Annotated in this window: 23 protein-coding genes; 14 read left to right on the top strand and 9 right to left on the bottom strand. The window is 62.3% G+C overall.

Annotated elements, in window-relative coordinates; genetic code table 11:
* Window positions 1-34 precede the first annotated feature (34 nt).
* Window positions 35-946, bottom strand: coding sequence for a LysR family transcriptional regulator (locus AC3WKX_RS07805; RefSeq protein WP_003207454.1), 912 nt, complete (start codon window positions 944-946; stop codon window positions 35-37).
* A gap of 110 nt (window positions 947-1,056) precedes the next feature.
* On the opposite strand from AC3WKX_RS07805, the gene AC3WKX_RS07800 reads away from it, so the two are divergent.
* On the top strand, window positions 1,057-1,902 hold the full coding sequence (locus tag AC3WKX_RS07800; protein WP_008435212.1) for an oxidoreductase: 846 nt from the start codon (window positions 1,057-1,059) through the stop codon (window positions 1,900-1,902).
* Between the two features lie 21 nt (window positions 1,903-1,923).
* Here the strand turns inward: AC3WKX_RS07800 and AC3WKX_RS07795 are convergent, their stop codons facing one another.
* The 7 genes from AC3WKX_RS07795 to gloB all read right to left on the bottom strand — a co-directional run bounded on the left by AC3WKX_RS07795 (window position 1,924) and on the right by gloB (window position 11,737).
* Window positions 1,924-3,528: an ABC transporter ATP-binding protein gene (locus AC3WKX_RS07795; protein WP_102368872.1), complete on the bottom strand. Its 1,605-nt coding sequence runs from the start codon at window positions 3,526-3,528 to the stop codon at window positions 1,924-1,926.
* 1 nt (window position 3,529) lies between these two features.
* Window positions 3,530-4,549, bottom strand: coding sequence for an ABC transporter permease (locus tag AC3WKX_RS07790; protein WP_008435209.1), 1,020 nt, complete (start codon window positions 4,547-4,549; stop codon window positions 3,530-3,532).
* A 1-nt stretch (window position 4,550) separates the two neighbouring features.
* Window positions 4,551-5,624, bottom strand: a complete 1,074-nt coding sequence (locus AC3WKX_RS07785) for a microcin C ABC transporter permease YejB (protein WP_008435207.1) — start codon at window positions 5,622-5,624, stop codon at window positions 4,551-4,553.
* Between the two features lies 1 nt (window position 5,625).
* The gene (locus AC3WKX_RS07780; RefSeq protein WP_102605660.1) at window positions 5,626-7,464 is read right to left on the bottom strand and encodes an extracellular solute-binding protein; all 1,839 of its coding nucleotides are present in this window, start codon (window positions 7,462-7,464) and stop codon (window positions 5,626-5,628) included.
* Entirely contained in the window at window positions 7,461-9,290 is a 1,830-nt protein-coding gene (locus AC3WKX_RS07775; RefSeq protein ID WP_102605661.1) for an extracellular solute-binding protein, read from the bottom strand. Before AC3WKX_RS07775 ends, AC3WKX_RS07780 begins: the two co-directional genes overlap by 4 nt.
* A 168-nt stretch (window positions 9,291-9,458) precedes the next feature.
* Window positions 9,459-10,871 carry a lytic transglycosylase domain-containing protein gene (locus AC3WKX_RS07770; RefSeq protein WP_008435202.1) on the bottom strand — a complete coding sequence of 471 codons (1,413 nt, stop codon included), beginning with the start codon at window positions 10,869-10,871 and terminating at the stop codon, window positions 9,459-9,461.
* Window positions 10,872-10,969: 98 nt separating this feature from the next.
* On the bottom strand, window positions 10,970-11,737 hold the full coding sequence (gene gloB / locus AC3WKX_RS07765; RefSeq protein WP_003207471.1) for a hydroxyacylglutathione hydrolase: 768 nt from the start codon (window positions 11,735-11,737) through the stop codon (window positions 10,970-10,972).
* 65 nt (window positions 11,738-11,802) lie between these two features.
* Between gloB and AC3WKX_RS07760 the strand changes: the two genes are divergently transcribed.
* The 3 genes from AC3WKX_RS07760 (at window position 11,803) to dnaQ (ending at window position 13,926) form a co-directional block, all read left to right on the top strand.
* Complete coding sequence (locus AC3WKX_RS07760; protein WP_008435200.1) at window positions 11,803-12,561, top strand: class I SAM-dependent methyltransferase; 759 nt, start codon at window positions 11,803-11,805, stop codon at window positions 12,559-12,561.
* A 101-nt stretch (window positions 12,562-12,662) separates the two neighbouring features.
* Window positions 12,663-13,115, top strand: a complete 453-nt coding sequence (gene rnhA / locus AC3WKX_RS07755) for a ribonuclease HI (RefSeq protein WP_003207474.1) — start codon at window positions 12,663-12,665, stop codon at window positions 13,113-13,115.
* 70 nt (window positions 13,116-13,185) lie between these two features.
* Entirely contained in the window at window positions 13,186-13,926 is a 741-nt protein-coding gene (gene dnaQ / locus AC3WKX_RS07750; RefSeq protein WP_162835175.1) for a DNA polymerase III subunit epsilon, read from the top strand.
* A 3-nt stretch (window positions 13,927-13,929) separates the two neighbouring features.
* On the opposite strand, the gene AC3WKX_RS07745 is transcribed toward dnaQ, so the two are convergent.
* On the bottom strand, window positions 13,930-14,790 hold the full coding sequence (locus tag AC3WKX_RS07745) for a LysR substrate-binding domain-containing protein (RefSeq protein WP_003207477.1): 861 nt from the start codon (window positions 14,788-14,790) through the stop codon (window positions 13,930-13,932).
* 239 nt (window positions 14,791-15,029) lie between these two features.
* Here AC3WKX_RS07745 and AC3WKX_RS07740 point away from each other — a divergent pair, with 239 nt between their 5' ends.
* The 10 genes from AC3WKX_RS07740 (at window position 15,030) to metC (ending at window position 25,658) form a co-directional block, all read left to right on the top strand.
* Window positions 15,030-15,866 carry a transporter substrate-binding domain-containing protein gene (locus tag AC3WKX_RS07740; RefSeq protein ID WP_008435195.1) on the top strand — a complete coding sequence of 279 codons (837 nt, stop codon included), beginning with the start codon at window positions 15,030-15,032 and terminating at the stop codon, window positions 15,864-15,866.
* 3 nt (window positions 15,867-15,869) lie between these two features.
* Complete coding sequence (locus AC3WKX_RS07735) at window positions 15,870-16,676, top strand: transporter substrate-binding domain-containing protein (RefSeq protein WP_102605662.1); 807 nt, start codon at window positions 15,870-15,872, stop codon at window positions 16,674-16,676.
* Window positions 16,669-18,090 carry an FAD-binding oxidoreductase gene (locus tag AC3WKX_RS07730; RefSeq protein ID WP_102605663.1) on the top strand — a complete coding sequence of 474 codons (1,422 nt, stop codon included), beginning with the start codon at window positions 16,669-16,671 and terminating at the stop codon, window positions 18,088-18,090. Before AC3WKX_RS07735 ends, AC3WKX_RS07730 begins: the two co-directional genes overlap by 8 nt.
* A complete protein-coding gene (locus AC3WKX_RS07725; RefSeq protein ID WP_102605664.1) occupies window positions 18,087-19,298 on the top strand; it encodes an aminotransferase class I/II-fold pyridoxal phosphate-dependent enzyme in 1,212 nt (403 codons plus the stop codon). Before AC3WKX_RS07730 ends, AC3WKX_RS07725 begins: the two co-directional genes overlap by 4 nt.
* Window positions 19,295-20,029: an amino acid ABC transporter permease gene (locus tag AC3WKX_RS07720; protein WP_003207485.1), complete on the top strand. Its 735-nt coding sequence runs from the start codon at window positions 19,295-19,297 to the stop codon at window positions 20,027-20,029. The genes AC3WKX_RS07725 and AC3WKX_RS07720 overlap by 4 nt, the downstream gene beginning before the upstream one ends.
* Window positions 20,019-20,711, top strand: coding sequence for an amino acid ABC transporter permease (locus AC3WKX_RS07715; RefSeq protein ID WP_102605665.1), 693 nt, complete (start codon window positions 20,019-20,021; stop codon window positions 20,709-20,711). The genes AC3WKX_RS07720 and AC3WKX_RS07715 overlap by 11 nt, the downstream gene beginning before the upstream one ends.
* A complete protein-coding gene (locus tag AC3WKX_RS07710) occupies window positions 20,698-21,522 on the top strand; it encodes an amino acid ABC transporter ATP-binding protein (RefSeq protein ID WP_003207489.1) in 825 nt (274 codons plus the stop codon). The genes AC3WKX_RS07715 and AC3WKX_RS07710 overlap by 14 nt, the downstream gene beginning before the upstream one ends.
* A 16-nt stretch (window positions 21,523-21,538) precedes the next feature.
* A complete protein-coding gene (locus tag AC3WKX_RS07705; RefSeq protein WP_008435185.1) occupies window positions 21,539-22,135 on the top strand; it encodes a cysteine dioxygenase family protein in 597 nt (198 codons plus the stop codon).
* A 135-nt stretch (window positions 22,136-22,270) separates the two neighbouring features.
* A complete protein-coding gene (locus AC3WKX_RS07700; RefSeq protein ID WP_102605671.1) occupies window positions 22,271-22,918 on the top strand; it encodes a glutathione S-transferase family protein in 648 nt (215 codons plus the stop codon).
* A 25-nt stretch (window positions 22,919-22,943) separates the two neighbouring features.
* Window positions 22,944-25,658 carry a cystathionine beta-lyase gene (metC, locus tag AC3WKX_RS07695; protein ID WP_102605666.1) on the top strand — a complete coding sequence of 905 codons (2,715 nt, stop codon included), beginning with the start codon at window positions 22,944-22,946 and terminating at the stop codon, window positions 25,656-25,658.
* Window positions 25,659-25,690: the final 32 nt, after the last annotated feature.

Genomic DNA, 25,690 nt, shown 5'->3' with positions numbered 1-25,690 from the left:
GCGCAAATGATATTGGTTTGCTTTTGCGGCGTTGTCAGCGCCCACGCTTTTCGGCAATCCATGCGGTGGCCAGGTCGATAAAGGCCCGCAGTTTCGGTTGGCTCTGGGTTCGGGCGGGGAAATACAGGTACAGCCCGCTGCTTGGCGGTACGAAAGATTGCAGCACGGGCTCCAGTGCGCCTGAAGCCAGGTCCTCCATGACCTCGAAATCACTCACGTACGCCAGGCCCTGGCCGGCCCGCGCGGCGGCGATCATCAGGTTGCGGTCATTGACGATCAACCCGCCTTGAACGCCGACCGTAAATTCCCGGCCCGCCCGCTCGAATTCCCAGCGGTGTGCCATGCCCGAGGTCAGGAAGCGATAACCGATGGTTTGATGGGCCGTGAGCGCTTCCGGCGTTGTCGGCTTGCCGGCCTTGGCAAAGTAGGCGGGAGAGCCCACCACCGACCAGTTCAGGTCCGGGGTCAGGCGCACGGCAACCATGTCTTTGTCGATGGATTCCCCCAGGCGAATACCGGCGTCGAAGCCCTCGGTCACCAGGTCCACCGTGGCATCGTCGAGGGAAATATCCAGCACCACATCGGGGAAGGCCTCGCGAAAACGCGGGATCAACGGCTCGATCAGCAACTTGCCCGACAACCTTGGCACCGTCAGGCGCAGGGTGCCCATGGGCCGGTCGCGGTAGCCACTGAGGGCCGCCAGCGCTTCGTCAATCTCCCCGGCGGCGGGGCGCAGGCGGCTGTAAAGCGTCATGCCGGCCTCGGTCAGCGCTACCCGGCGCGTGGTGCGCTGGAACAGCACCACACCCGTGCGCTTCTCCAGGGTCTTCACCGCATGGCTGACCGCCGTCGGTGTTACGCCGAGGCGTGCAGCGGCCTGGGTGAAGCTCTTCAGTTCGGCCACGGCGAGAAATTCGGTCAAGCCATTGAAGGGATCAAGGTTCATCGGTCAGCCATTATGAAATTCTGTTTCAGAGTGCTTGTAGCACGAGACGGTTTTTCAGGCTAATGCCTCAGCGTACCTTGGCTCCACATTCACTCCATCAGGTACGGATCATGACAACGGCACATTCCTTCAAGCGTGTTTGGCTGGTAACCGGGGCTTCCCGGGGCATCGGCGCGAAAATCGTCGCGGCAGCTCTGGCCCACGGTGATGCGGTGGTGGCGACGGCCCGCAACGCCCATACCGTTACCGAACGCTTCGGTGAGCAACCCGGGCTGCTGGCGGTGCAACTGGACGTGACCGACGAATCCCAGGCTGCCGACGTTGCCCGTGCCGCCATTGAGCACTTCGGGCGCATTGATGTGTTGGTCAACAATGCCGGTTTTGGCCTGCTGGGCGCGGTGGAGGAGGCGTCTGCCGATGAGGTTCGCCGCTTGTATGAAACCAACGTGTTCGGGCTGCTCAATGTCACTCGCGGTGTATTGCCGTTCATGCGCCAGGCGCGCAGTGGGCACGTGATCAATATTTCGTCGGTGGGCGGCTTCCGTTCGGGGGCGGGATTCGGCACGTATTGCTCGACCAAGTTTGCCGTTGAAGGGTTGAGCGAGGCGCTGCACGCAGAGCTGGCACCCTTGGGCGTCAAGGTGACGGTGGTGGAGCCGGGTTATTTCCGCACCGACTTCCTGGATGGCAACTCCCTGGTGGAGTCGCCCTTGATCATCGACGATTACGCCGCCACGTCCGGCGAGGTGCGCAAGCTGGCCAAGGTCTACAACCAGCAGCAACCGGGTAACCCGGAGCTGCTGGCAGTGGCCATGATCAAGCTGGTGGAAGCGCCGCATCCGCCGATGCGCCTGGCCCTGGGCACCGATACGTTGCAGGCGATTGAGGACAAGCTGGCTTACGTCAAGGAAGAGACCGCCGCCTGGCGTGAACTGTCGGCCTCAACCGATTTCTGACACCCAATGGCGTAGCAGCTGCTAGGGGCCGGGCACCAAAAACGCCGCCTCCAGCAGTTGCCGGGTGTAGGCATGCTGGGGGTTGGCGAAGATCGCGGGTGCATCTCCCTGTTCAACCGCCTGCCCGTGTTTTACCACCATCAGTTGGTGACTCAAGGCCTTGACCACCGCCAGGTCGTGGCTGATGAACAGGTAGGTCAGGTTGTACTTGGCCTGCAGGTTGCGCAGCAGTTCCACCACCTGGCGCTGCACGGTACGGTCGAGGGCCGAGGTCGGCTCGTCCAGCAGAATCAGCCGGGGCTTGAGCACCAGGGCGCGGGCAATAGCGATGCGCTGGCGTTGGCCGCCGGAAAATTCGTGAGGGTAGCGATTGCGGGTTTCCGGGTCCAGGCCCACTTCCTTCAGCGCGGCGATAATCGCCGCTTCCTGCTCGGCGGCAGTGCCCATCTTGTGGATACGCAGGCCTTCGCCGACGATCTCGCTCACGCACATGCGCGGGCTCAGGCTGCCAAACGGATCCTGGAACACCACCTGCATTTCCCGGCGCAGCGGGCGCACCTGTTGCTGGCTGAGCTTGTCCATCTGATGGCCTTCGAAGCGGATGCCGCCCTTGCTCGCAATCAGCCGCAAAATTGCCAGGCCCAGGGTGGATTTGCCCGAGCCGCTTTCACCAACGATGCCCAGCGTCTGGCCCTGGGGCAGGCTGAAGTTGATGCCGTCCACCGCCTTGACGTAATCGACGGTATTGCGCAGGAAGCCTTTCTTGATCGGGAACCAGACCTTCAGGTCATCGACTTCCAGCAACGGTGGGCCGACTTCATTGGTGGCGGGCCCGCCGCTGGGTTCCGCTGCCAGCAGCTCCTGGGTGTAAGGGTGCTGCGGCGCCTCGAACAAGGTTTCGCATTCGGCCTGCTCGACAATGCAGCCTTTTTGCATCACGCATACCCGGTGGGCGATGCGCCTGACCAGGTTCAAGTCGTGGCTGATCAACAGCAAGGCCATGCCCAGGCGCGCCTGCAGTTCCTTGAGCAGCTCCAGGATCTTCAACTGCACGGTGACGTCGAGTGCCGTGGTCGGCTCGTCCGCAATCAGCAACTCCGGCTCATTGGCCAGGGCCATCGCAATCATCACCCGCTGGCGTTGGCCGCCGGACAGCTCATGGGGCAGCGCCTTGAGGCGTTTGTGGGGCTCGGGGATGCCCACCAGTTCCAGCAGCTCCAGGGTGCGTTTGGTGGCCACCTTGCCGGTAAGCCCCTTGTGCAGGCCGAGCACTTCGTTGATCTGCTTCTCGATGGAGTGCAGCGGGTTCAACGAGGTCATCGGCTCCTGGAAAATCATCGCAATCCGGTTGCCGCGGATATGCCGGATGGTCTTTTCCTTCAGGGTCAGCAAATCGTGGTTGGCGTACTGGATCGTGCCCGACGGGTGACGTGCCAGGGGGTAGGGCAGTAGGCGCAATATCGAGTGCGCCGTGACCGACTTGCCCGAGCCGCTTTCGCCCACCAGTGCCAGGGTTTCGCCGCGCTTGATATCGAAGCTGACGTTGTTCACCACCCGCTGGTGGCTGTTGCCTACGACGAACTCGACGGAGAGGTCGCGGACTTCGATCAGATTGTCCTGATTCATCTCATTTCCTCGGGTCGAAGGCATCGCGAGCGGACTCGCCGATAAACACCAGCAGACTCAACATGATCGCCAGCACGGCAAACGCACTCATGCCCAGCCACGGCGCCTGCAGGTTGGATTTGCCCTGGGCCACCAGTTCACCCAGGGACGGCGAGCCGGCCGGCAGGCCAAAACCCAGGAAGTCCAGCGCGGTGAGGGTGCCGATCGCCCCGGTCAGGATGAACGGCATGAAGGTCATGGTGGAGACCATGGCGTTGGGCAGGATATGGCGGAACATGATCGCGCCGTTCTGCATCCCCAGCGCCCGGGCAGCCCGCACATATTCCAGGTTACGCCCGCGCAGGAACTCGGCGCGCACCACGTCCACCAGGCTCATCCAGGAAAACAGCAGCATGATCCCCAGCAGCCACCAGAAGTTGGGTTGCACGAAGCTGGCGAGGATGATCAACAGGTACAGCACCGGCAAGCCGGACCAGATCTCCAGGAAACGCTGGCCGGCCAGGTCGACCCAACCGCCGTAGAAACCCTGCAAGGCCCCGGCGATCACGCCGATGATCGAGCTGAGCACGGTGAGCGTCAGGGCAAACAGCACGGAAATCCTGAAGCCGTAGATCACACGCGCCAGCACATCGCGGCCCTGGTCATCGGTGCCCAGCAGGTTGTCCCGTGACGGCGGGGCGGGGGCCGGAACTTTCAGGTCGTAGTTGATGCTCTGGTAGCTGTACGGAATCGGTGCCCACAACGTCCAGGCGTCCTTGGCCTTGAGCAGCTCCTGGATATACGGGCTCTTGTAGTTGGCTTCCAGCGGGAATTCGCCGCCGAAGGTGGTCTCGGGGTAGCGCTTGAGCGCCGGGAAGTACCAGTCGCCGTCGTAGTGCACCGCCAGCGGCTTGTCGTTGGCGATCAGCTCGGCGCCCAGGCTCAGGCCGAACAGGATCAAAAACAGCCACAGCGACCACCAGCCACGCTTGTTGGCCTTGAAACGTTCGAACCGGCGACGATTGAGGGGGGATAGATTCATCTCAATGCTCCCGGCTGGCGAAGTCGATGCGCGGATCGACCAGGGTGTAGGTGAGGTCGCCGATCAGCTTCACCACCAATCCCAGCAGGGTGAAGATAAACAGGGTGCCGAACACCACCGGGTAGTCGCGGTTGATCGCCGCTTCAAAGCTCATCAGGCCCAGGCCGTCGAGGGAGAAGATCACTTCCACCAGCAACGAGCCGGTGAAGAATATGCCGATAAAGGCCGACGGGAAGCCGGCAATCACCAGCAGCATCGCGTTGCGAAACACATGGCCGTACAGCACGCGGTGGTTGGTCAGGCCCTTGGCCTTGGCGGTGACCACGTACTGCTTGTTGATCTCGTCGAGGAAGCTGTTTTTGGTCAGCAGCGTCATGGTGGCGAAGTTGCCGATCACCAGCGCTGTCACCGGCAGGGCAAGGTGCCAGAAGTAATCGAGGACCTTGCCGCCCCAGCTCAACTCGTCAAAGTTGTTGGACGTGAGCCCGCGTAACGGAAACCAGTCGAAGTAACTGCCGCCGGCGAACACCACGATCAGCAGGATCGCAAACAGGAACGCCGGGATCGCGTAGCCGACGATGATCGCCGAGCTGGTCCACACGTCGAAGTGGCTGCCGTGCCGCGTAGCCTTGGCGATCCCCAGGGGGATCGACACCAGGTACATGATCAGGGTGCTCCACAACCCGAGGGAGATGGACACCGGCATCTTTTCCTTGATCAGGTCGATGACCTTCGCATCGCGAAAGAAGCTGTCGCCAAAATCCAGCCGGGCGTAGTTCTTGACCATGATCCACAAGCGTTCCGGCGCCGACTTGTCAAAGCCGTACATCTTCTCGATTTCCTTCACCAGCGCCGGGTCCAGGCCCTGGGCGCCGCGGTAGCTGGAACCGGCCACCGAGACTTCGGCACCGCCCCCGGCAATCCGGCTGGTGGCGCCTTCAAAGCCTTCGAGCTTGGCGATCATCTGCTCCACCGGGCCACCCGGGGCGGCCTGGATGATCACAAAGTTGATCAGCAAAATGCCGAACAGGGTCGGGATGATCAGCAGCAGTCGACGAAAAATATAGGCCAGCATCTCAGTCGCCCCCGCTCGCCGGATCGGCGCTCTGGTTGGTGTCCACGGTTATCGCAGGTTTCACGTCGGGTTTGCTCCACCAGGTGGCGGTGCCGACGTCATACCGTGGCGAGACCTTCGGATGGCCGAGGTGGTCCCAATACGCCACGCGGAAGGTCTTGATGTGCCAGTTGGGGATCACGTAGTAGCCGAACTGCAGCACGCGGTCCAGAGCCTTGGCGTGGGCCACCAGGCTTTTGCGCGAGTCGGAGTCGATGAGTTCTTCCACCAACTGGTCGATGGCCGGGTCTTTCAGGCCGATGTAGTTGCGGCTGCCGGGCTTGTCGGCGCTGGATGACTTCCAGTACTCGCGCTGCTCGTTACCGGGCGATGAGGATTGCGGGAAGCTGCCCACCACCATGTCGAAATCCCGCGAACGGATGCGGTTGATGTACTGCGAGATGTCGACCCGGCGAATCACCAGGTCGATCCCCAGGTCTGCCAGGTTGCGCTTGAACGGCAACAGGATGCGTTCGAACTCGGTCTGTGCCAGCAGGAACTCGATGGTCACCGGCTTGCCGGTGGTGTCGACCATCTTGTCGTCGACGATCTTCCAGCCGGCCTCTTGCAGCAGTTGATAGGCCTCGCGCTGCTGGGTGCGGATCATGCCGCTGGCGTCGGTCTTCGATGGCTCGAAGGCTTCGGTAAACACCTGGGGCGGGATCTTGTCCCGCAGCGGTTCAAGAATCGCCAGCTCATCCGGGCCGGGCAGGCCGGTGGCGGCCATCTCGGAGTTTTCGAAATAACTGCGGCTGCGGGTGTAGGCGCCGTTGAACAGTTGCTTGTTGCTCCATTCAAAGTCCAGCAACAGGCTGATGGCCTTGCGCACCCGCACATCCTGGAACATCGGTTTGCGGGTGTTGAACACGAAGCCCTGCATGCCGGTGGGGTTGCCGTTGGGGATTTCTTCCTTGATCAGGCGGCCCTGGGTGACGGCGGGGGTGTTGTAGGCATTGGCCCAGTTTTTCGCGCTGATTTCCAGCCAGTAATCGAACTGCCCGGCCTTGAGGGCTTCGAGGGCCACGGTGTTGTCGCGGTAGTAATCGGTGACCCGGTAATCGAAGTTGTAGAAACCCTTGTTGATCGGCAGGTCCTTGGCCCAGTAGTCCTTGACCCGCTCGTAGCGGACCGAGCGCCCGGCCTTGACCTCGGCCACCTTGTACGGGCCGCTGCCCAGCGGAATCTCCAGGTTGCCCTTGGAGAAGTCGCGGCCCTCCCAGTAATGCTTGGGCAACACTGTCAGTTGCCCAAGGATCAGCGGCAGTTCGCGGTTGTTGGTGCGCTTGAACTTGAACAGCACCCGCAGCGGGTCTTCGGCGATCACTTCGTCGACATCCGCGTAGTAGGTCTTGAAGATCGGCGAGCCGTCCTTCATCAGCGTCTGGAAGCTGAACACCACGTCTTCGGCACGGATCGGGTGGCCGTCGTGGAAGCGCGCTTCGGGGCGAATGTAGAAGCGTACCCAACTGTTGTCCGGGGCCTTTTCGATCTTGCCGGCTACCAGGCCGTATTCGGTGATGGGTTCGTCCAGGCTTTGCTGGGCGAGGGTGTCGTAGATCAGGCCGATATCATCTGCCGGCACGCCCTTGCTGATGAATGGGTTGAGGCTGTCGAAGCTGCCCATGCTGGATACGCGGAAGGTGCCACCCTTGGGGGCATCCGGATTTACGTAGTCGACGTGTTTGAAATCGGCGGGGTACTTGGGCGGTTCGTTGTAGAGGGTCAGGGCATGTTGCGGGGCCGCATTGGCCGCGGCGCAAAACAGCAGGCTGCCAAGGATCGCAGTACGCAAAGGTATCATTGGGCTTTCTCCGAAGCTTTCAGCCACCATGCGCTCAGGCCCAGGCTGTAGGGCGGCGTGGTGACGAAGGCGAACCGGTTGCGGTACGCCAGGCGATGATAGTTGAGGTACCAGTTGGGAATACTGTAGTGCTGCCACAGCAGGACGCGGTCCAGCGCCCGGCCGGCGGCCAACTGTTCTTCACGGGTTTGCGCCGCCAGCAGTTGGTCCAGCAGGTGGTCGACCACCGGGTTGGCGATGCCTGCGTAATTCTTGCTGCCCTTGATCCCCGCCTGGCTGGAGTGGAAATACTGCCACTGCTCAAGGCCGGGGCTGAGGGTCTGGTTGAGGGTCATCAGAATCATGTCGAAGTCGAACTGATCGAGGCGTTGTTTGTACTGTGCGCGGTCTACCGTGCGCAAGCGGGCATCGACGCCGATGCTTGTCAGATTCTCGACATAGGGCTGCAGGATGCGCTCCAGGTTCGGGTTCACCAGCAGAATCTCCAGCCTCAGCGGCTGCCCGTCACTGTTGAGCAAGCGTTGCCCGGACAGCTTCCAGCCGGCGTCCGCCAACAATGCGAGGGCGCGGCGCATCGTGTCGCGAGGAATGCCGCGACCGTCGGTCTGGGGCAGGCTGAAGGGCTGGGTAAACAGGTTGGCCGGCAGTTGGTCGCGATAGGGCGACAGCATCAGCCACTCATGGCCGGTCGGCACGCCGGTGGCGGAGAATTCGCTGTTGGGGTAATAGCTGAGGCTGCGTTTATAGGCGCCGCTGAACAGGGTGCGGTTGGTCCACTCGAAATCGAACATCAGCCCCAACGCTTCGCGGACCTTGGCCTGGCTGAAGGCCGGGCGCCGGCTGTTCATGAACAGGCCCTGGCTCTGGGTCGGTATCTGGTGGGCGATCTGCGCCTTGATCACATCGCCACGGTTGACCGCCGGGAAGTTGTAGCCGTTGGCCCAGTTCTTCGCCTGGTGCTCGATATAGATATCGAACTCGCCGGCCTTGAACGCTTCGAAGGCCACGTCGCTGTCGCGGTAGAACTCCACCTCGACCTTGTCGTAGTTATAGAAACCCCGGTTGACCGCCAGGTCCTTGCCCCAGTAATCCTTGACCCGCTCGAACACCAGTTGTCGCCCGGGGCTGACCTTGCTGATGCGGTAAGGCCCGCTGCCCAGCGGCGGCTCGAAGGTGGTGGCCTTGAAATCGCGGTTTTTCCAGTAATGCTGGGGCAATACCGGTAGCTCGCCCAGGCGCAGGATCAGCAACGGGTTGCCGGCGCGCTTGAACACAAAACGAATGCGATGCCGGTTAAGAATGTCGACCCGGGCCACTTCCTGCAGGTTGGTGCGGTACTGCGGGTGACCTTCGGTCAGCAGCGTGCGATAGGAAAACGCCACGTCGTAGGCGGTGATCGGCTTGCCATCGTGAAACCGCGCTTCAGGGCGCAGGTTGAACACTACCCAGCTGCGGTCCTCGCTGTATTCCACCGATTGGGCAATCAGGCCGTAGCTGGAGGTGGGTTCATCGCCGGAAGGGGCATATTGGCCGGTGCCGACCATCAACGGCTCATTGAGCTCGTTAACCCCATATTGCAGGAAATTGGCGGTGGAAACCGGGCTGGAACCCTTGAAGGTGTACGGGTTGAGGGTGTCGAACGTGCCAAACGCCATGACCCGCAAGGTGCCGCCCTTGGGCGCTGCGGGGTTTACCCAGTCGAAGTGGGTGAATTTGGCCGGGTACTTGAGCGTGCCGAACTGCGCATAACCGTGGCTCTCGGTAATGGACGCGTTCGCGGAAAAGCTCAAGGCCAGACTTATTAGTAGAAGGAGGGGACGCTTCAAGTCAGGGATCCGATCCAGGCGGCTTGGGCTTTATGAACCGTACAGTAACAGCTTGTTCCGATTGGAAAAAGGCTGGCGCCGCAGGAGGGAGACTACAGGCTTGGATGGGGGTTGGCAGGGTGAAGAACAAAGGGGGAGCTGTTGCCAGTTCCCCCTCGTGTTTGCTGCTTAGCGCGGCCCGGAAACCACCAGCATCTGCCCAGGTTTCAGGGCCTGGCCAGTGCGTGGGTTCCAGCGCTTGAGATGTTGCATCTCGACGTTGAAGCGCTTGGCGACGATGTACAGCGAATCGCCTTTCTTGACCTTGTACTGCACCGGCTTCTTGCTGTCGGCCTTGGCCACCAGCTTGCGGGTGTCCTGCATCACCAGGGTCTGGCCGACCTTGAGCGCCTGCCCGTTGAGCTTGTTCCAGCGCTGCAGGTCATGTACATCGACCTTGTTGGCCTTGGCGATCAGCGTCAGGTTGTCGCCGCTGCGCACCTTGTAGTTGCGGGTGCGACCGGCAATGGCCTTGTGCTCAACGTCGTCGAACACCGGCTTTTTCGGGCGCATGCTCAGCAATTCTTCGGGCTTCATCGCCGAAAGGCTGCTGGCCAGCAACTGCGCCTTGGACGTCGGCACCAGCAAATGCTGCGGGCCGTCCAGGGTGGTGCGCTGTTTCAAGGCCGGGTTGAGCTGGAACAGTTCGTCTTCGTCAATCTCGGCCAGCGCGGCGACCCGTGACAGGTCCATGCTGGTCTTGATTTCTACCACTTCGAAGTACGGCGTGTTGGCGATCGGGTTCAAGTTGACGCCATACGCCTCGGGGGCCAGCACCACCTGGGACAGCGCCAGGAACTTGGGCACGTAGTCCTTGGTTTCCTGGGGCAGAGGCAGGTTCCAGTAGTCCGTCGGCAAACCGAGCTTCTCGTTACGCTCGATGGCCCGGCTGACCGTGCCCTCACCGGCGTTGTAAGCCGCCAGGGCCAGCAACCAGTCGCCGTTGAACATGTCATGCAGGCGCGTCAGGTAGTCGAGGGCAGCGGTGGTGGAGGCGGTGATGTCGCGGCGGCCGTCGTAGGCGCGGGTCTGACGCAGGTTGAAATAGCGCCCGGTGGCGGGAACGAACTGCCACAGGCCGACCGCATCGCTGCGGGAATAGGCCATTGGGTTGTAGGCACTTTCAATCACTGGCAGCAGCGCCAGCTCCAGGGGCATGTTGCGTTCTTCAAGGCGTTCGACGATGTAATGAATATAGAGGCTGCCGCGTTCGCCGGCGTTCTCGAGGAAGGATGGGTTGCTGGCAAACCACAATCGTTGCTGTTCAATGCGCGGGTTGACGCCTAACCCGTCCTGCAATTGAAAGCCCCGGCGCATGCGTTCCCAGACATCCTGGGGCACTTCCGGGCTTGGCTTCTCTGATAGCCAAAGGGGTTTTTGCTTGATCTTGGCGGTAAGGTTTGGCTTGGGTTGCACGGTGGATTGTGCGGCAAAATGGGTCGATTGGCAGCCCGCCAGAGTAGCGGACACAGCCACCGCCACGGCTTGAGCCAGGCGGGTCAATGCGTCTGAATGGTTGGTTTTACGAATAGATGACGACATTGGCTGGAAGTAAGTTCCGGGCAAAAATGTCGGGCGATTCTAGAAAGCGCGTGGGTTGCGGTCAACCATTCAGAAATTACGTACTAAATTCCGCGCGCTTAGAACGTATCTTTCCACGACCTCAAGCTAGCAAACACCTCACTCCCGGCCCGGTTATCGCGGCCATTCCGTTCGTCCGCTTTTTCTTTAACGGATGTTTCAGAGGTCCGCAGAAAAGGGTTGGTGCGTTTTTCCAGGGCCAAAGTCGAAGGCAATGTTATCTGGCCGTTCGCCCGCAGTTGCCGCACGTTCTCCACCCGTTCGGCGATATCCGCGTTATGCGGTTCCACGGCCTGGGCGAATTTCAGGTTACTTTGTGTGTATTCGTGGGTGCAGTACACCAGCGTGTTGGCCGGCAAGGCCGCCAGGCGCTCCAGTGAGGTGTGCATTTGCTGCGGGGTGCCTTCGAACAGGCGGCCACAACCGGCGGCGAAGAGGGTGTCGCCACAGAACAGCACGCCCTCGTGATAAAAGGCGATGTGCCCCAGGGTATGGCCGGGTACGGCAAACACCTCGAAGTCCCAACCCAGCACGTTGATGCGGTCGTTATCCTGGAGTGCCACGTCCCGCGCCGGGATCTTTTCATTTGCCGGGCCGTAGACCGTGGCGCCTGAAACACTTTTAAGTTGCTCGACGCCGCCGACATGATCATGGTGATGGTGAGTCACCAGGATGTCGCTGAGGGTCCACTCGGGATGCTGCTGGAGCCAGGCCAGCACGGGCGCGGCATCACCGGGATCGACCACCGCGCAGCGCTTGTTCGGCTGATCCTGTAACAACCAGATGTAGTTATCGGTGAAGGCGGGCAGGGCACTGATCTGTATCATTCTTTGATTCGCCAAGCTGAACACATTGGTGCATCTTAGAGCTTCTTGGCGCGTTGGAGAATGCAATGACTGATAAAGCGTTCGCCCAGGCCGATCCCGAGTGGCTGGCACTGATCGGTGCCGCCCGTGAATGGCTGTCCGGGCCTGTCGGGCAATTTTTACTGGATGAAGAACGGCGCATGCTCGAAGACGAGCTGGGTCGGTTCTTTGGTGGTTACCTGGTGCATTACGGGCCGTCGGCACAAACCCCGCCGTCGGCACCCCAGGTGCAACGCAATGTGCGCCTGGGGGCGCCGCTGCCGGGGGTTGAAATCGTCTGCGAGGAGCAGGCCTGGCCGTTGAGCGAGCATGCGGCCGATGTGGTGGTGATGCAGCATGGCCTGGATTTCTGCCTGTCGCCCCACGGTTTGCTGCGCGAAGCGGCCAGCAGCGTGCGCCCTGGTGGCCATTTGCTGATCATTGGCATCAACCCCTGGAGCAGTTGGGGCTTGCGCCATGTGTTCGCCCATGACGGGCTGCGCCAGGCGCGCTGCATCTCGCCGTCGCGAGTCGGCGACTGGTTGAACCTGCTGGGCTTTGCGCTGGAGAAACGCCGCTTCGGGTGCTATCGTCCGCCGCTTGCGTCTGCCAAGTGGCAAGGCCGGCTGGCCGGCTGGGAACGCAGGGCCGGTGCCTGGCAATTGTCCGGCGGGGGTTTCTACCTGTTGGTGGCGCGCAAGATCGTCGTTGGCCTGCGCCCGGTGCGCCAGGTGCGTCGCGAGCCGATGGGCAAGCTGGTGCCGATGCCGATGGCCAAGGTCAATCGCAAGCAGAGCGAACAGTAAACATACCTTTTTGATTTCAGGTCGAGCCTCTCGACCTCGGGCACTTGTCGGTCGATTATCGGCAACCCGCTTTGATGGATCCCGCTTTAATGGACAGTGAAATGACCGATACCGTAGAACTCTTCACCGATGGCGCCTGCAAGGGCAACCCCGGCCCCGGCGGATGGGGCGCCTTGCTGGTGTGCAAGGGCGTGGAGAAGGAACTGTGGGGCGGCGAAGCCAACACCACCAACAACCGTATGGAACTGATGGGCGCGATCCGTGGCCTGGAAGAGCTCAAGCGCCGTTGCGACGTATTGCTGGTGACCGACTCCCAGTACGTGATGAAGGGCATCAACGAGTGGATGGTCAACTGGAAGAAGCGCGGCTGGAAGACTGCGGCCAAGGAGCCGGTGAAAAACGCCGACCTGTGGCAATTGCTCGATGAGCAATGCAATCGCCACAACATCACCTGGAAATGGGTGCGCGGGCACATCGGCCATCCCGGCAACGAGCGGGCCGACCAACTGGCCAACCGCGGTGTGGATGAAGTGCGCGGCTACAAACAGAGCTGATGCCGTCTGACGTGTTAAGATCCCGCCCCTTGAAATGTACCAAACCGTTGAGAGCTGAACCCTGATGGCCATCCGATCTGTTGTACTCGATACCGAAACCACCGGCATGCCGGTGACCGACGGCCACCGGATCATTGAAATCGGCTGTGTCGAACTGATGGGCCGCCGCCTCACCGGCCGGCACTTCCACGTCTACCTGCAACCGGATCGGGAAAGTGACGAAGGCGCCATCGGCGTCCACGGCATCACCAACGAATTCCTGGTGGGCAAGCCACGGTTTGCCGAAGTGGCGGATGAGTTCTTCGAGTTCATCAACGGCGCGCAGCTGATCATCCATAACGCGGCGTTCGACGTTGGCTTCATCAACAACGAATTTGCGCTGATGGGGCAGACCGACCGGGCTGATATCACCCGGCACTGCTCGATCCTCGACACCTTGATGATGGCGCGTGAGCGTCACCCGGGCCAGCGCAACAGCCTCGACGCATTGTGCAAACGCTATGGCGTCGACAACTCTGGCCGTGAACTCCACGGCGCGTTGCTCGACTCCGAGATTCTCGCCGACGTCTACCTGACCATGACCGGTGGCCAGACCAGCCTGTCCCTGGCCGGTAATGCCTCGGACGGCAATGGTTCGGCGGAAGGCTCGGGCAATCGTCCTTCGGAAATCCGCCGCCTGCCAGCGGATCGCCAGCCCACCACGATCATTCGTGCCAGCGAGCAGGACATGGCCGAACACGCGGCGCGCCTCGAGGCGATCGCCAAGTCCGCCGGCGCACCCGCGTTGTGGACCCAATTGACCCAGCAATAACCGTCACCCCAGCGCCAGCCCCTGGCTGGCCCTGATCAAGTCATAAGCCTTGCGCGCAATCGGGTTCGCCGTGTTCGGACGGATCCACAGGTAGTACGTGACCTCCGGCATCCTCGGCAATCCATCGTTTTCCCCCAATACCCGCATATCCGGCCCTAGCATCTCCATGCTCCGTGGGGTCACGCCGAGCCCTGCGCGGGTTGCCGCCTTGATACCGATCAGGTTCGATGCCAGGTACGCCTGGCGCCACGGGATATTCGCCCGTTCCAGCGCCTCAAGGGCGTAGCGCCGATAAATGCTCGGCTCATCCACCAGAATCAATGGCAGCGGCTCGCTTGGCGAGTGAATGTATTGCGCCGAACAAATCCACCACACCGGCGAGGTCCGCAGTGCAAAGCCCTCCAGGTTGGCATCGGCGCGGGTGGAAATCACCATGTCGACCTTGCCCCGGTGCAGGTCATCCATCAGGAACGGGCTGCGCCCGACGTCGATCTCCAGGCGCAGGCGCGGTGCCGAGCGGGCGATGTGGCTGAGGATCGGCGGCAGGATGGTGTCGGCGATGTCGTGGGGCGAGCCGATACGCAGTACGCCGCTGAGGCTGCTTTCCCGCAGGGAATTGAGTGCATCGTCATTCAGCGAGAGCATCTGCCGCGCATGCCGCAACAGCTGCATCCCGGGTTCTGTCAGTTGTTTTTGCCGGCCACGTTTTTCAAACAGGCTGACGCCCACTTGTTGTTCCAGACGCTGCATATGCTGGGTGACGGAAGATTGTGTGCGTGCCAGGTGAGTGCCGGCTTCGGCAAAGCTGTGGTGGTCGACCACGGCGATAAAGGTGCGGAGCAGTTCAAGATCGAGGGTCGACATGGCCATTCCAGGGCGTTTTTATATCAAGGGTGCGAAGATAAACATTACAGATGTTTATGTTTTGTCGCGCCGGGTTTTTACGAGGGCTAATGAATTCGAGTATATGGCCAAAAGTCAGCGCGTCCATATACGGGAAGTTATAACGATATTAGATATTTGAATTTCCGTTAGCCCGGCACTCTCCCTAGCATGCCCCCACATCAGGTCGGGGTACGCCGATCGCTAATGAGGGGAGTTCCATGGGGTTTGTGCGCGCGGCGGTAAAACGAAGGTTGCCTGTGGTCCTGGGCGCGTTGATCGCCCTGGGCGGCAGCGCAGTGGCTCAGGCCGATGCGACCCTGGACAAGATCCAGCAGCGCCATGTGCTGGTGGTCGGCGTGCTGCTGTCTGGCGGGCCGTTTGGCGGCATCGACCCCACCACCCAGAAGCCCAGGGGCTTGAACGTCGACCTGGCCAACGAGCTGGGCCGTCAGTTGGGCGCCGAGGTGCAGCTGGTGCCGGTATTGCCGGCCAACCGTGTGCAGTTCCTGCAACAGGGCAAGGTCGACCTGCTGATCGCCAATATGGAATGGACCGCCGAGCGTGGCGAGATCCTCGGGTTCGTGCCGACGCCGTTCTACAAGATCGGCGGCACTGCTGCCGTACTCAAGGACAGCAAGATCACCCGCTGGGAAGATCTCAAGGACCAGCCGGTGTGCACCTCCCAGGGCAGCAGCTACGTCAAGCCGTTGACCGAACTGGGCGCGCAGATCAAGGCCTTCAAGAGCTCTTCGGAATCCCTGCTGGCCCTGCGCGGCAACAACTGCGTCGCCGCGGTGCATGACTCCACCCTGGTCAACCCGCTGATCAACGACAGCGCCGAATGGAAGGATTACCGCACCCTCAGTCCCGAGCTGAACCCGGCGCCATCGGTAATCTGGACCCGCCGTGGCGAGAGCGACACCCAGGCCAAACTCGACCCCATCGTCAAGGACCTGCACCGCAGCGGCTGGCTGATCGAAGCCCAGACCCGCAACCACATCACCCCGGCGTCCCCGGCGCTGGTGGAGTTGCAGAAACAGTTCAAGGGTGCCTGACACATGACATTGAGAACCCTGACTGCCTTGGGCCTGGCACTGTGCGCCAGCCTGGTCCACGCCGACGCCACCCTCGACAAGATCCAGCAACGCCACGCCATCAGCGTCGGCGTGATCCTCAGCGGTCCGCCGTTTGGCACCATCGACCCCAAGACCGGCGAACACCTGGGCTACAACGTCGAACTGGCCAAGGGCCTGGGCCAGGCGCTGGGTGTGGAGACCAGGACCGTTTCGGTACTGGCGCCCAACCGCGTGCAGTTCCTGCAACAGGGCAAGGTCGACGTGCTGATCGCCAACATGCAGTACACCGACGAACGCGCCGAGATTCTCGACTACGTGCCCACGCCCTATGAAGAGGTCGGCGGCGCGGCGTTGATCCGCAAAGGCGCCGGCATCACCCAGTGGGCCGACCTCAAGGGCAAGCCGGTGTGCGTGTCCCAGGGCAGCAACTTCATCAAGCCGTTGCAGGAAACCTACGGCGCGCAGATCAAGGCGTTCCGCAGCCAGTCCGAATCTTTGCTGTCGTTGCGCGGCAATGGCTGCGTGGCGGCGGTGCACGTCAGCCCGACCATGCACGCGCTACTCGGCGATGCCGAATGGTCCGGCTACGAGATCCCGTTGCCGGGGGATTTGATCCCGTCCAAATCCGTGATCTGGATCCGCAAAGGCGAACACGACACCCAGGCCAGGCTCGACGCCATCGTGCGCGACTGGCATCGCAGCGGCTGGTTGATCGCCCTCGGCGAACGTACCGGCATGGCTCCGTCCCAAGCCCTGCGTGATCTGCACGAGCAGTACAGCCATGAGTGAAGCGCTATTCGCCACCCTGCAACAACTGCTCGGCGCCGCCCATGTGCAGCGCAGTGAAGATGCCGCCCAGTACCTGACCGACAAACAGGGCCGCTACACCGGCCAGGTGATCGCCGTGGTGCACCCGGCCAACACCGAGGAAGTGGCCGCCGTGGTGCGTGCGTGTGTCGCCCTGGAAGCGCCCATCGTGGTCCAGGGCGGCAACACCGGCCTGATGGCGGGTGCCACACCGGATGCCAGCGGCCGCGCGGTATTGTTGCTGCTCGACCGCATGAACCGGGTGCGCGTGATTGATACCGACAACGACACCCTGACCGTCGAAGCCGGCTGCATCCTGCAAAACATCCAGGACGTGGCCCGTGAAGCCGATCGCCTGTTTCCATTGAGTCTGGGCGCCGAAGGCAGTTGCACCATCGGCGGCAACCTTGGCACCAATGCAGGCGGCACCGCCGTGCTGCGTTATGGCAACACCCGCGAGTTGACCCTGGGCCTGGAAGTGGTGACCGCCGAAGGCGAAATCTGGAATGGCCTGCGAGGGTTGCGCAAGGACAACACCGGCTACGACCTGCGGGATTTGTACGTGGGCAGCGAAGGTACCCTCGGGATTATCACCGCTGCGACCCTGAAGCTGTTCCCGCTGCCCAAGGCCCAGGCGACAGCGCTGCTGGCGTTTGACGAGTTGGCCCAGGCGGTGGCGTTCCTGTCCCATGCCCGCGCCGGTTTTGGTGCGAACCTCACTGCATTCGAATTGCTCAGCGCCGATTGCCTGGCGTTGTTGCGCGAGCAATTTCCCGAGGGCCCGCAACCGTTTCTCAACGCCAGCCAACCCTGGTTTGCCTTGCTGGAGCTGTCGGATAACCAAGGTGAAACCCACGCCCGCGAAGCCTTCGAAACGGTCCTCGGTGAAGCCTTCGAACAGTCACTGCTGGCCGACGCACTGATCGCCGAAAGCCTGGCGCAAAGCGAAGCGCTATGGCTGCTGCGGGAGAACATGAGCGAAGCGCAGAAGCGTGCCGGACGCAATATGAAGCACGATATCTCGGTGCCCATTTCGCAAATCGTCGCCTTCGTCGCCCATACCGATGCGCTGTTGCAGACGCATTTCCCCGGTGTTCGCAACTTCACGTTCGGGCACCTGGGGGACGGCAACCTGCATTACAACGTGGCTCATCCGCTGGATTCAACGGTTGACGAGCACATGCGCAACTACGCCGAATTGAGCTTGCTGGTACATGACAGCGCCCATGCCCATGGCGGCTCTATCAGCGCCGAACACGGGATTGGCCAGCGCAAGGTCGGCCTGCTGGGCCGCTACAAAAGCCCGGTGGAACTGGACCTGATGCGCCGCATCAAGCGGGCCCTCGACCCGAAAAACCTGCTCAATCCCGGCAAAGTCATTGAGGTGCAGCCATGACCGTTCGCCTGTCCAAGCGGGTGCAGCGCGTGTCGCTGTCGGCCAATGCGGCGGCCAAATCCCGCGCCACGGAACTGCGTGACGCCGGCCGCGACATCCTGGACCTGACCACCGGCGAGCCGGATTTCGATACCCCGGAGCACATCAAGCAAGCCGCCTGCGCAGCCATTGCTGCGGGCGCCACCAAGTACACGCCGACACCCGGGGTAAAAGCCTTGCGCGTGGCCGTGCAGCGAAAACTGGCCGAAGAAAACCACCTGGACTATTCGCTGCCGAATATCGTGATCGCCAACGGCGCGAAACAAATCATCTTCAACGCCTTCGCCGCAACCCTCGACGACGGCGATCAAGTGCTGGTGCCGACGCCTTACTGGCCGTCGTTCCCCGACAGCGTGCGCTTCAACGGTGGCGAGCCGGTTTTTATCGAGTGCGGGCTGGAGCAGGGTTGCAAACTGCTGCCCGCCCAGCTGGAGCAACACATCAATCAACGCACGCGCTGGCTGATCCTTAACGGCCCGGGCAACCCGAGCGGTGCGGTGTATGGCGAGGCTGAACTGCATGCGCTGGCCGAGGTGCTGCGTCGCCATCCCCAGGTGCTGGTGCTGCTGGATGAACTCTACGAACACATCCGCTTCGACGGTCGCCCGGCCCAGAGCCTGCTGAACGTCGCGCCGGATTTGCAGGACCGTTGCCTGCTGGTGGGCGGCGTGTCCAAGACCTACGCCATGACCGGCTGGCGCATCGGTTTCGGCGCCGGACCGCAGGCCTTGACCCATGCAATGGCGGTTGTTCAGTCGCAATCCACCTCCGGTGCTTCCTCCGTGGGCCAGGCTGCTGCATTGGCTGCATTCACCGGCGGGCTGGGCTTTTTGGCCGAGCAGGTAGCGGCCTATCAGCTGCGCCGGGACCTGTTGATGATGGCCCTCGGCACCGTCGTGGGCCTGGAAGTACTCGAACCCCAGGGCGGCTTTTTCGTGTTCGTGCGTTGCGCCGGTTTGCTTGGCCGCTATCGCCCGGACGGTCAGCGCCTGAACGATGATGGCGATGTCGTCGCGTACTTGCTGGAGGAGGGCGTCGCCGGAGTAGCGGGCAGTGCCTACGGCCTGTCGCCGTGGTTTCGCCTGTCCATCGCCACGGCGACCGACAGCGTGGCCGAGGCCGGCCGCCGTATCGCTGTCGCCTGCGGCAAGCTGCGGGGCGTCGAATGAGTCATTGGCTGGAGCTTTTTGTGCACTGGGCCGCCGGTATCGGCCTCAACTACAGCTTCCTGCTGGATGCCTATCAGCGCGGCACCCTGGAGCAGGGCGCGCTGACCACGGTGCTGTTGTGCCTGTTCACCATCGTCGGCAGCCTGCTGGCCGGGATCAGCCTGGCGGCGCTGCTGACTTCCGGCAACCCGTGGCTGGCCAAACCGGCGCGGGTGTTTATCGAAGTCACCCGCAACACGCCGACCCTGGTGCAGCTGTACTGCGCATTCCTGGTGTTGAACATGCTGCTGACCCAGGCCGTCGGCGCGGCCAACCCGCTGACGCCGTTTGCCTGGGTGGTGATCGTGATTTCGCTGCACAAGGGCGCGTTCCACGCCGAAGCCCTGCGCGCCGGCATCGAGGCGGTGCCCGCCGTGACCCTGGAAGCCGCCAGCTCCCTGGCGTTCAGCAGCCGGCAATTGCTGTGGAATGTGCAGTTGCCGTTGGCCCTGCGCTTCGCGCTGCCGTCGCTGATCAACAACCTGATCGACCTGGTGAAAATGACCGCCGTGGCCTCGGCCATCGCCGTGGGCGATATCACCTACGCCTCGATCATGATCTGGACCCAGAGCGACAACGTGCTGGAGCTGATGATTCTGATCCTGAGCTTTTTCGGCTTGCTGAGTTTTACCGTCAATTGTGTGGGGCGCTGGCTGGAAGCGCGCCTGAGGATGCCCGGCTATGGCCATTGATTCATTCCCGGTGCTGTCGGCGTTGCTGCAATGGTCGCCGGCGCTGGTGACTGGTTTCGGCCAGAACATCCTGATCAGCCTGGTGGCGATTGGTCTTGGTTCGCTGCTGGGCCTGATGGTGGGCGCGTTGGCCCTGTCACCCATGCGCCTGCTGCGGTTGCCCGCGCGGATCTGGGTGCAGGTTTTCCGCAATGCACCGTGGCTGGTGCTGATCTATTTCACCACCTACGTGTTCCCGTTCGAGATCCATATCGGCAGCAGCTACGTGTCGTTCCCGGACTGGGTCAAGGTGACGATTGGCCTGGCATTGCCGGCCAGCGCCAACGTGGCGGAGATCTTTCGCGGCGCCATCGGCTCGATCCCCAGCACCCAATGGGAAGCGGCGCGCTCACTGGCATTCACCCGCGGCCAGATATTCAGCTCGATCATCCTGCCCCAGTGCTTCAAGCGCATGTTGCCGCCGTGGATGAACCTCTACGCGGTGGTCACCATGGGCACCGCCCTGGCGTCGCTGGTGGGCGTGCACGACGTGATCGACACCGCACAGATCGCCAGCAACACCGTGAACATGACCGGCTTTACCGTGGTGATCTACCTCAGCCTGTTGGTCCTGTTCTTCGCCTACTGCTACCCGATTTCCCGTTTGACCCAACGCCTGGAGCGCCGTTATGCCTTCTATTGAACCCCTGGTCAGCCTGCGGGATTTGCAGCTGTCGTTCGGTGACAACCGGGTGCTCAAGGGCATCGACCTCGACGTGCATCGCGGCCAGGCGGTGTCGATCATCGGCCCGTCGGGCTCGGGCAAGTCGACCATCCTGCGTTGCATCACCGGCCTGTTGCAGCCTCAGCGCGGCACCATTCGCGTGGGCGAAACCCGGGTCGATACGCTGACCCAGGAAGCCCAGCGCATCGAGTTGCGCAAGCGTGTGGGTTTTGTATTCCAGCAATACAACCTGTTCCCGCATTTGTCCGTGCTGGAAAACCTGGTGATCGCCCCGCGCAAGGTGCTCGGTCGTAACCGTGCCGATGCCGAGAAAGATGCCCGGGCGCTGTTGGCCAAGGTGCGCATGGAGCACAAGGCCGATGCCTATCCGGGCCAATTGTCCGGCGGCCAACAGCAGCGGGTGGCGATTGCCAGGGCGTTGGCGATGCGCCCCGAGCTGATCCTGTTCGATGAAGTGACCTCGGCCCTGGACCCGGAAACCGTCGGTGAAGTACTGACGGTGATTCGCGAGCTGACCGAAGAAGGCATGACCTGCGTGCTGGTGACCCACGAAATGCGCTTTGCCGAAGAGATCAGCGACATCGTCTATTTCACCGAAAACGGCGTGATCGTCGAGCACGGCAGCGCCGAGCAGATCTTCCAGCGCCCCACCAGTGAACGGACCCAGGAATTCCTGCGCCATGCCTTGGGCGATCCCGGCCGTCGGCCGCCGATCGCCAACGATCCGTACCTGTTGACCAACCTGAGCCGCTACACCCTGTCCGTCTAACAAGAGGAACCTCGTCATGAGTACCGCAAACCGTGCCGCCGTTATCGAAGACTTCCTGCAGCAGATCCGCGTCATCAACCAGCGTGGCGTAGACCGCGCGGCCCTGGTGGAAATCGTCGGGCTGCTGGAAACCCTGGCCGAGCGCCGGGACCTGTTCAACTTCAGCGAATTCCCCGCGCCGGTGCCGGGCCAGGGCAGTACCGCGTTCCGCTATCGCCTGAACGACGACGGCGACACGCCCACCCTGTACCTGAACTCGTTGCTGCCGGGCAAAAGCACCCTCCCGCACAACCACGAAACCTGGGCGATCATCAGTGCCGTTGAAGGCCAGGAAATCAACTACGTGTATGGCCGCAACGATGAAGGGCGTGAGGAAGGCTTCACCACCCTGACCCTTGAGAAAGAAGTCGTCGTGCAGCCGGGCACCTCTATCTCGTTCCTCGGTGAAGACCTGCACGGGATTCGCGTTGAGGGTGAGCAGGCGACCTTGCATTTCCACCTGTACGGCTTGCCGCTGGAATCCCTCAATGGCCGTTACGGCGTTGAAGCAGACGGCCGGATCCTCAACTACAACGCCTCGCAGATGGCGCCTTCAATCCGGGCCTATTCCTGAGCACAACACACATCAACTGTGGGAGCGGGCTTGCTCGCGAATGGGGTGTGTCAGCCAATGAATGCGTTTCTGGCCCACCGCATTCGCGAGCAAGCCCGCTCCCACAATTGGATCAGCGTTCATCCAGGGTTTTTTATGATTGATCTGTATTACTGGCCTACGGGCAACGGCCTGAAAGTCGGCATCCTGCTGGAAGAGCTGGAGGCGGAGTACCGCCTGATTCCGGTCAACATCCGCGAAGGCGCGCAGAAGCAGGAAAGCTTCCAGCGCATCAGTGCGAATGGGCGGATTCCGGCGATTGTCGACCACCGCCTTGAAGCACCCCTGAGCCTGTTCGAGTCCGGGGCGATCCTGAACTACCTGGCGGACAAGGCCGGGCGCTTCCTGCCGCCCGCCGGCAGCGCCGAGCGCCAGAAGGTCCAGGAGTGGCTGTTCTGGCAGGTAGGGCATATCACCCCGTACCTGAGCCAGTTGCAGCTGTTCAAGGAGAAGGCTCCGGAACCGATTCCCTTTGCCCTGGACCTGCTGAACGCCGAAGCCACGCGCCTGTATCGGGTGCTGGAGCAGCGCCTGGCCGAGGTGCCGTATGTGGCGGGCGAATATTCGGTGGCCGACATGGCGATTTTTCCGTGGATCCAGCCCCTGCGCCAAGGCCAGGACCTGGCGGACTACCCGCACATCCAGGCCTGGCGTCTGCGCATCAAGGCGCGCCCGGCAGTCCAGCGGGCCTATGCCAAGGGCCGTGAAGTGGCCGCCGGCGAGCGTTCGCTGGCCTTGCAGTAACCCATCTATTTTTTGCGGGACTTCCATGAGCCAGACCATCACACCCGGGCAATTGCAACAATGGCTGTTTGACGGCCAGGAAATCGCCCTGTTCGACGTACGCGAGCACGGCCAATACGGCGAGGCCCACCTGTTTCACGGGGTGAACCTGCCCTATAGCCGCCTGGAACTGGAGGTGCAGCGCCTGGCACCGAATCCCCGGGTGCGCCTGGTGATCTACGACCAGGACGGCGGCGATGTGGCTGCGCGCACGGCACTGCGTTTACAAGCGCTGGGCTACCGCCATGTGCATGTGCTGGAAGGGGGTGCGAACGCTTGGCAGGCGGCGGGTCTGCAGTTGTTCGCCGGGGTGCATGTGCCGTCGAAAGCCTTTGGCGAATTGGTGGAAGAGGCCAGCCACACACCCCACGTCACCGCGCAGCAACTGGCGGACTGGCAGGCCACGGGCGAGCCGCTGGTGGTGCTGGACGGTCGGCCGTTCGATGAATACCGCAAGATGACCATTCCCGGTTCGATCTGCTGCCCCAATGGTGAGCTGGGCTATCGCGTGCACGACCTGGTGCCGGATGAAACCACGCCGATCGTGGTCAACTGCGCCGGGCGTACCCGCAGCATTATCGGCGCCCAGACTTTGATCAACCTCGGGGTGAAGAACCCGGTTTATGCCCTGGAAAACGGTACCCAGGGTTGGTACCTGGCGGACTTCAAGCTGGAGCATGGCAGCACTCGGCGTTATGCCGACCAGGTCTCGACGGATCTGGGCCGGCAGCGCGAAGCTGCCCGGCAGTTGGCGGAGCGGGCAGGGGTGGTCAGTGTCAAGGCGGAGCAGGTCCGGCAATGGGCGGCGGACCCGGCCCGTAGCCTGTTCCTGTGCGATGTGCGTACCGCTGAAGAATTTGCCGCCGGCAGTTTGCCGGGGGCGCAACACACGCCGGGCGGGCAATTGATCCAGTCCACCGACCTGTACATCGGCGTGCGTCAGGCACGGGTGGTGCTGCTGGACAGTGATGGTGTGCGTGCGCCGATTGTCGCCAGTTGGCTGCGGCAGTTGGGGCATGAGGCGTATGTGCTGGAGGGTGGCGTCCACAGTGGATTGGCGCTGGAGGTCAAGGAGGCCGTGCCCTTTGACGCGCTGCCGCTGATCTCGGTGCAGGCGCTGGCCGAGGCGCTGAAGGACGACACCGTGGACCTGGTGGACCTGCGCCCGAGCATGATCCATCGCAAGGGCCGGATTGTCGGTTCGCGCTGGTCGATTCGTTCGCGGTTGACCGCTGGTGGGCGTCCACTGGTGCTGCTGGCTGATGATCCGGCACTGGCCGCTTTTGCTGCGTTGGGCTTGGGCGGCGATGTGCGTTTGCTCGACGGTGGCTATGCCGCGTGGGTTGCGGCCGGTTTGCCGGTGATCGAGGATGCGCAAACGCCTCCGGACAACCAGTGCATCGACTTCCTGTTCTTCACCCACGACCGTCACAGCGGCAACAAGGACGCTGCCCGCCAATATCTCGCCTGGGAAATTGGCCTGTTGGCACAGATGAGCGAAGCGGAAATCGCCAGTCTCAAGCCGTTGTTGCCCGCGTCACGGGTGCGTACCCGGCTGATTCACGCGGCGCGTACCGAAGGCGGCAATGGTGGTCGGGCGGTGAACGTACCGATCACCCGCCTGAGCACCGTGCTGTTCGACAACCTGGCCCAGATGCGTGACGCGCGCTCCCGACGCGACAGTGAGCGGGTCCTGAGTTACGGCGCACGCGGCAATCCCACCGCTTTTGCCCTTGAAGACCTGGTCACCGAACTTGAGGGGGGCTATCGCACACGGCTGTATGGCACCGGGCTCGCCGCCGCGGCGCAGACGTTCCTGGCCTACCTGCGGCCCGGCGACCATGTGTTGATCACCGACGCCGTCTATTCGCCGGTGCGCAAACTGGCCCGGGAGTTCCTCCAGCCATTCGGCATCGAAGTCAGCTATTTCGCCCCGGACGGCAGTGGCCTGGAAGCGCAACTGCAGGCCAACACCAAAATGGTCTACGCCGAAGTGCCGGGTTCGCTGCTGTATGAGCTGTGTGACCTGCCCGCGCTAGCCGCACTGTGCAAGCCGCGGGGCATTCTGTTGGCGGTGGACAACACCTGGGGCTCGGCGTACCTGTACCGACCGCTGGCGCTGGGTGCCGACATCTCGATCATGGCCTTGACCAAGTACCTTGGCGGCCACAGTGACGTGATGATGGGCAGCGTCTGCACCACCGAAGCGGCATGGCCGGCCCTGGCGAAAATGAGCGATACCTTTGGCAATGCAGTGAGTGCCGACGATGCCTACCTGATCCTGCGTGGCGCACGCACCCTGGCTTCCCGGCTGGACGTGCACGAGCGCCAGGCGTTGAAGATTGCCCAGTGGTTGCAGGCGCAGCCGCAGGTCAGGCGGGTGTTTCATCCGGCACTGGCGGAGCATCCTGGCCACGCGCTGTGGAAGCGTGACTTCAGCGGGAGCAACGGTTTGCTGTCCTTCGAACTCGACCGCGCGGATGCCGGCTACGTCGAACGGTTTATCGACGGCCTGCAGCTGTTTGGCCTGGGCGCATCCTGGGGCGGCTTTGAAAGCCTGGTGACCCTGGCCGATACACAGGATCGCCAGAACGCCGCCGACCGTGGATTGAACCCGGTGGTGCGCCTGCATGTGGGGCTGGAGGATGTGGAGGCGTTGATCGAGGACCTGCAGCGCGGGTTCGTGGCGGCGGGGCGTTGAGCCTCGCACCATGACAATTTGCGTCCGCCCAT

This window comes from Pseudomonas sp. GP01-A4, from assembly GCF_058780865.1.
This window is presented reverse-complemented; position numbering and strand designations above follow the sequence as displayed.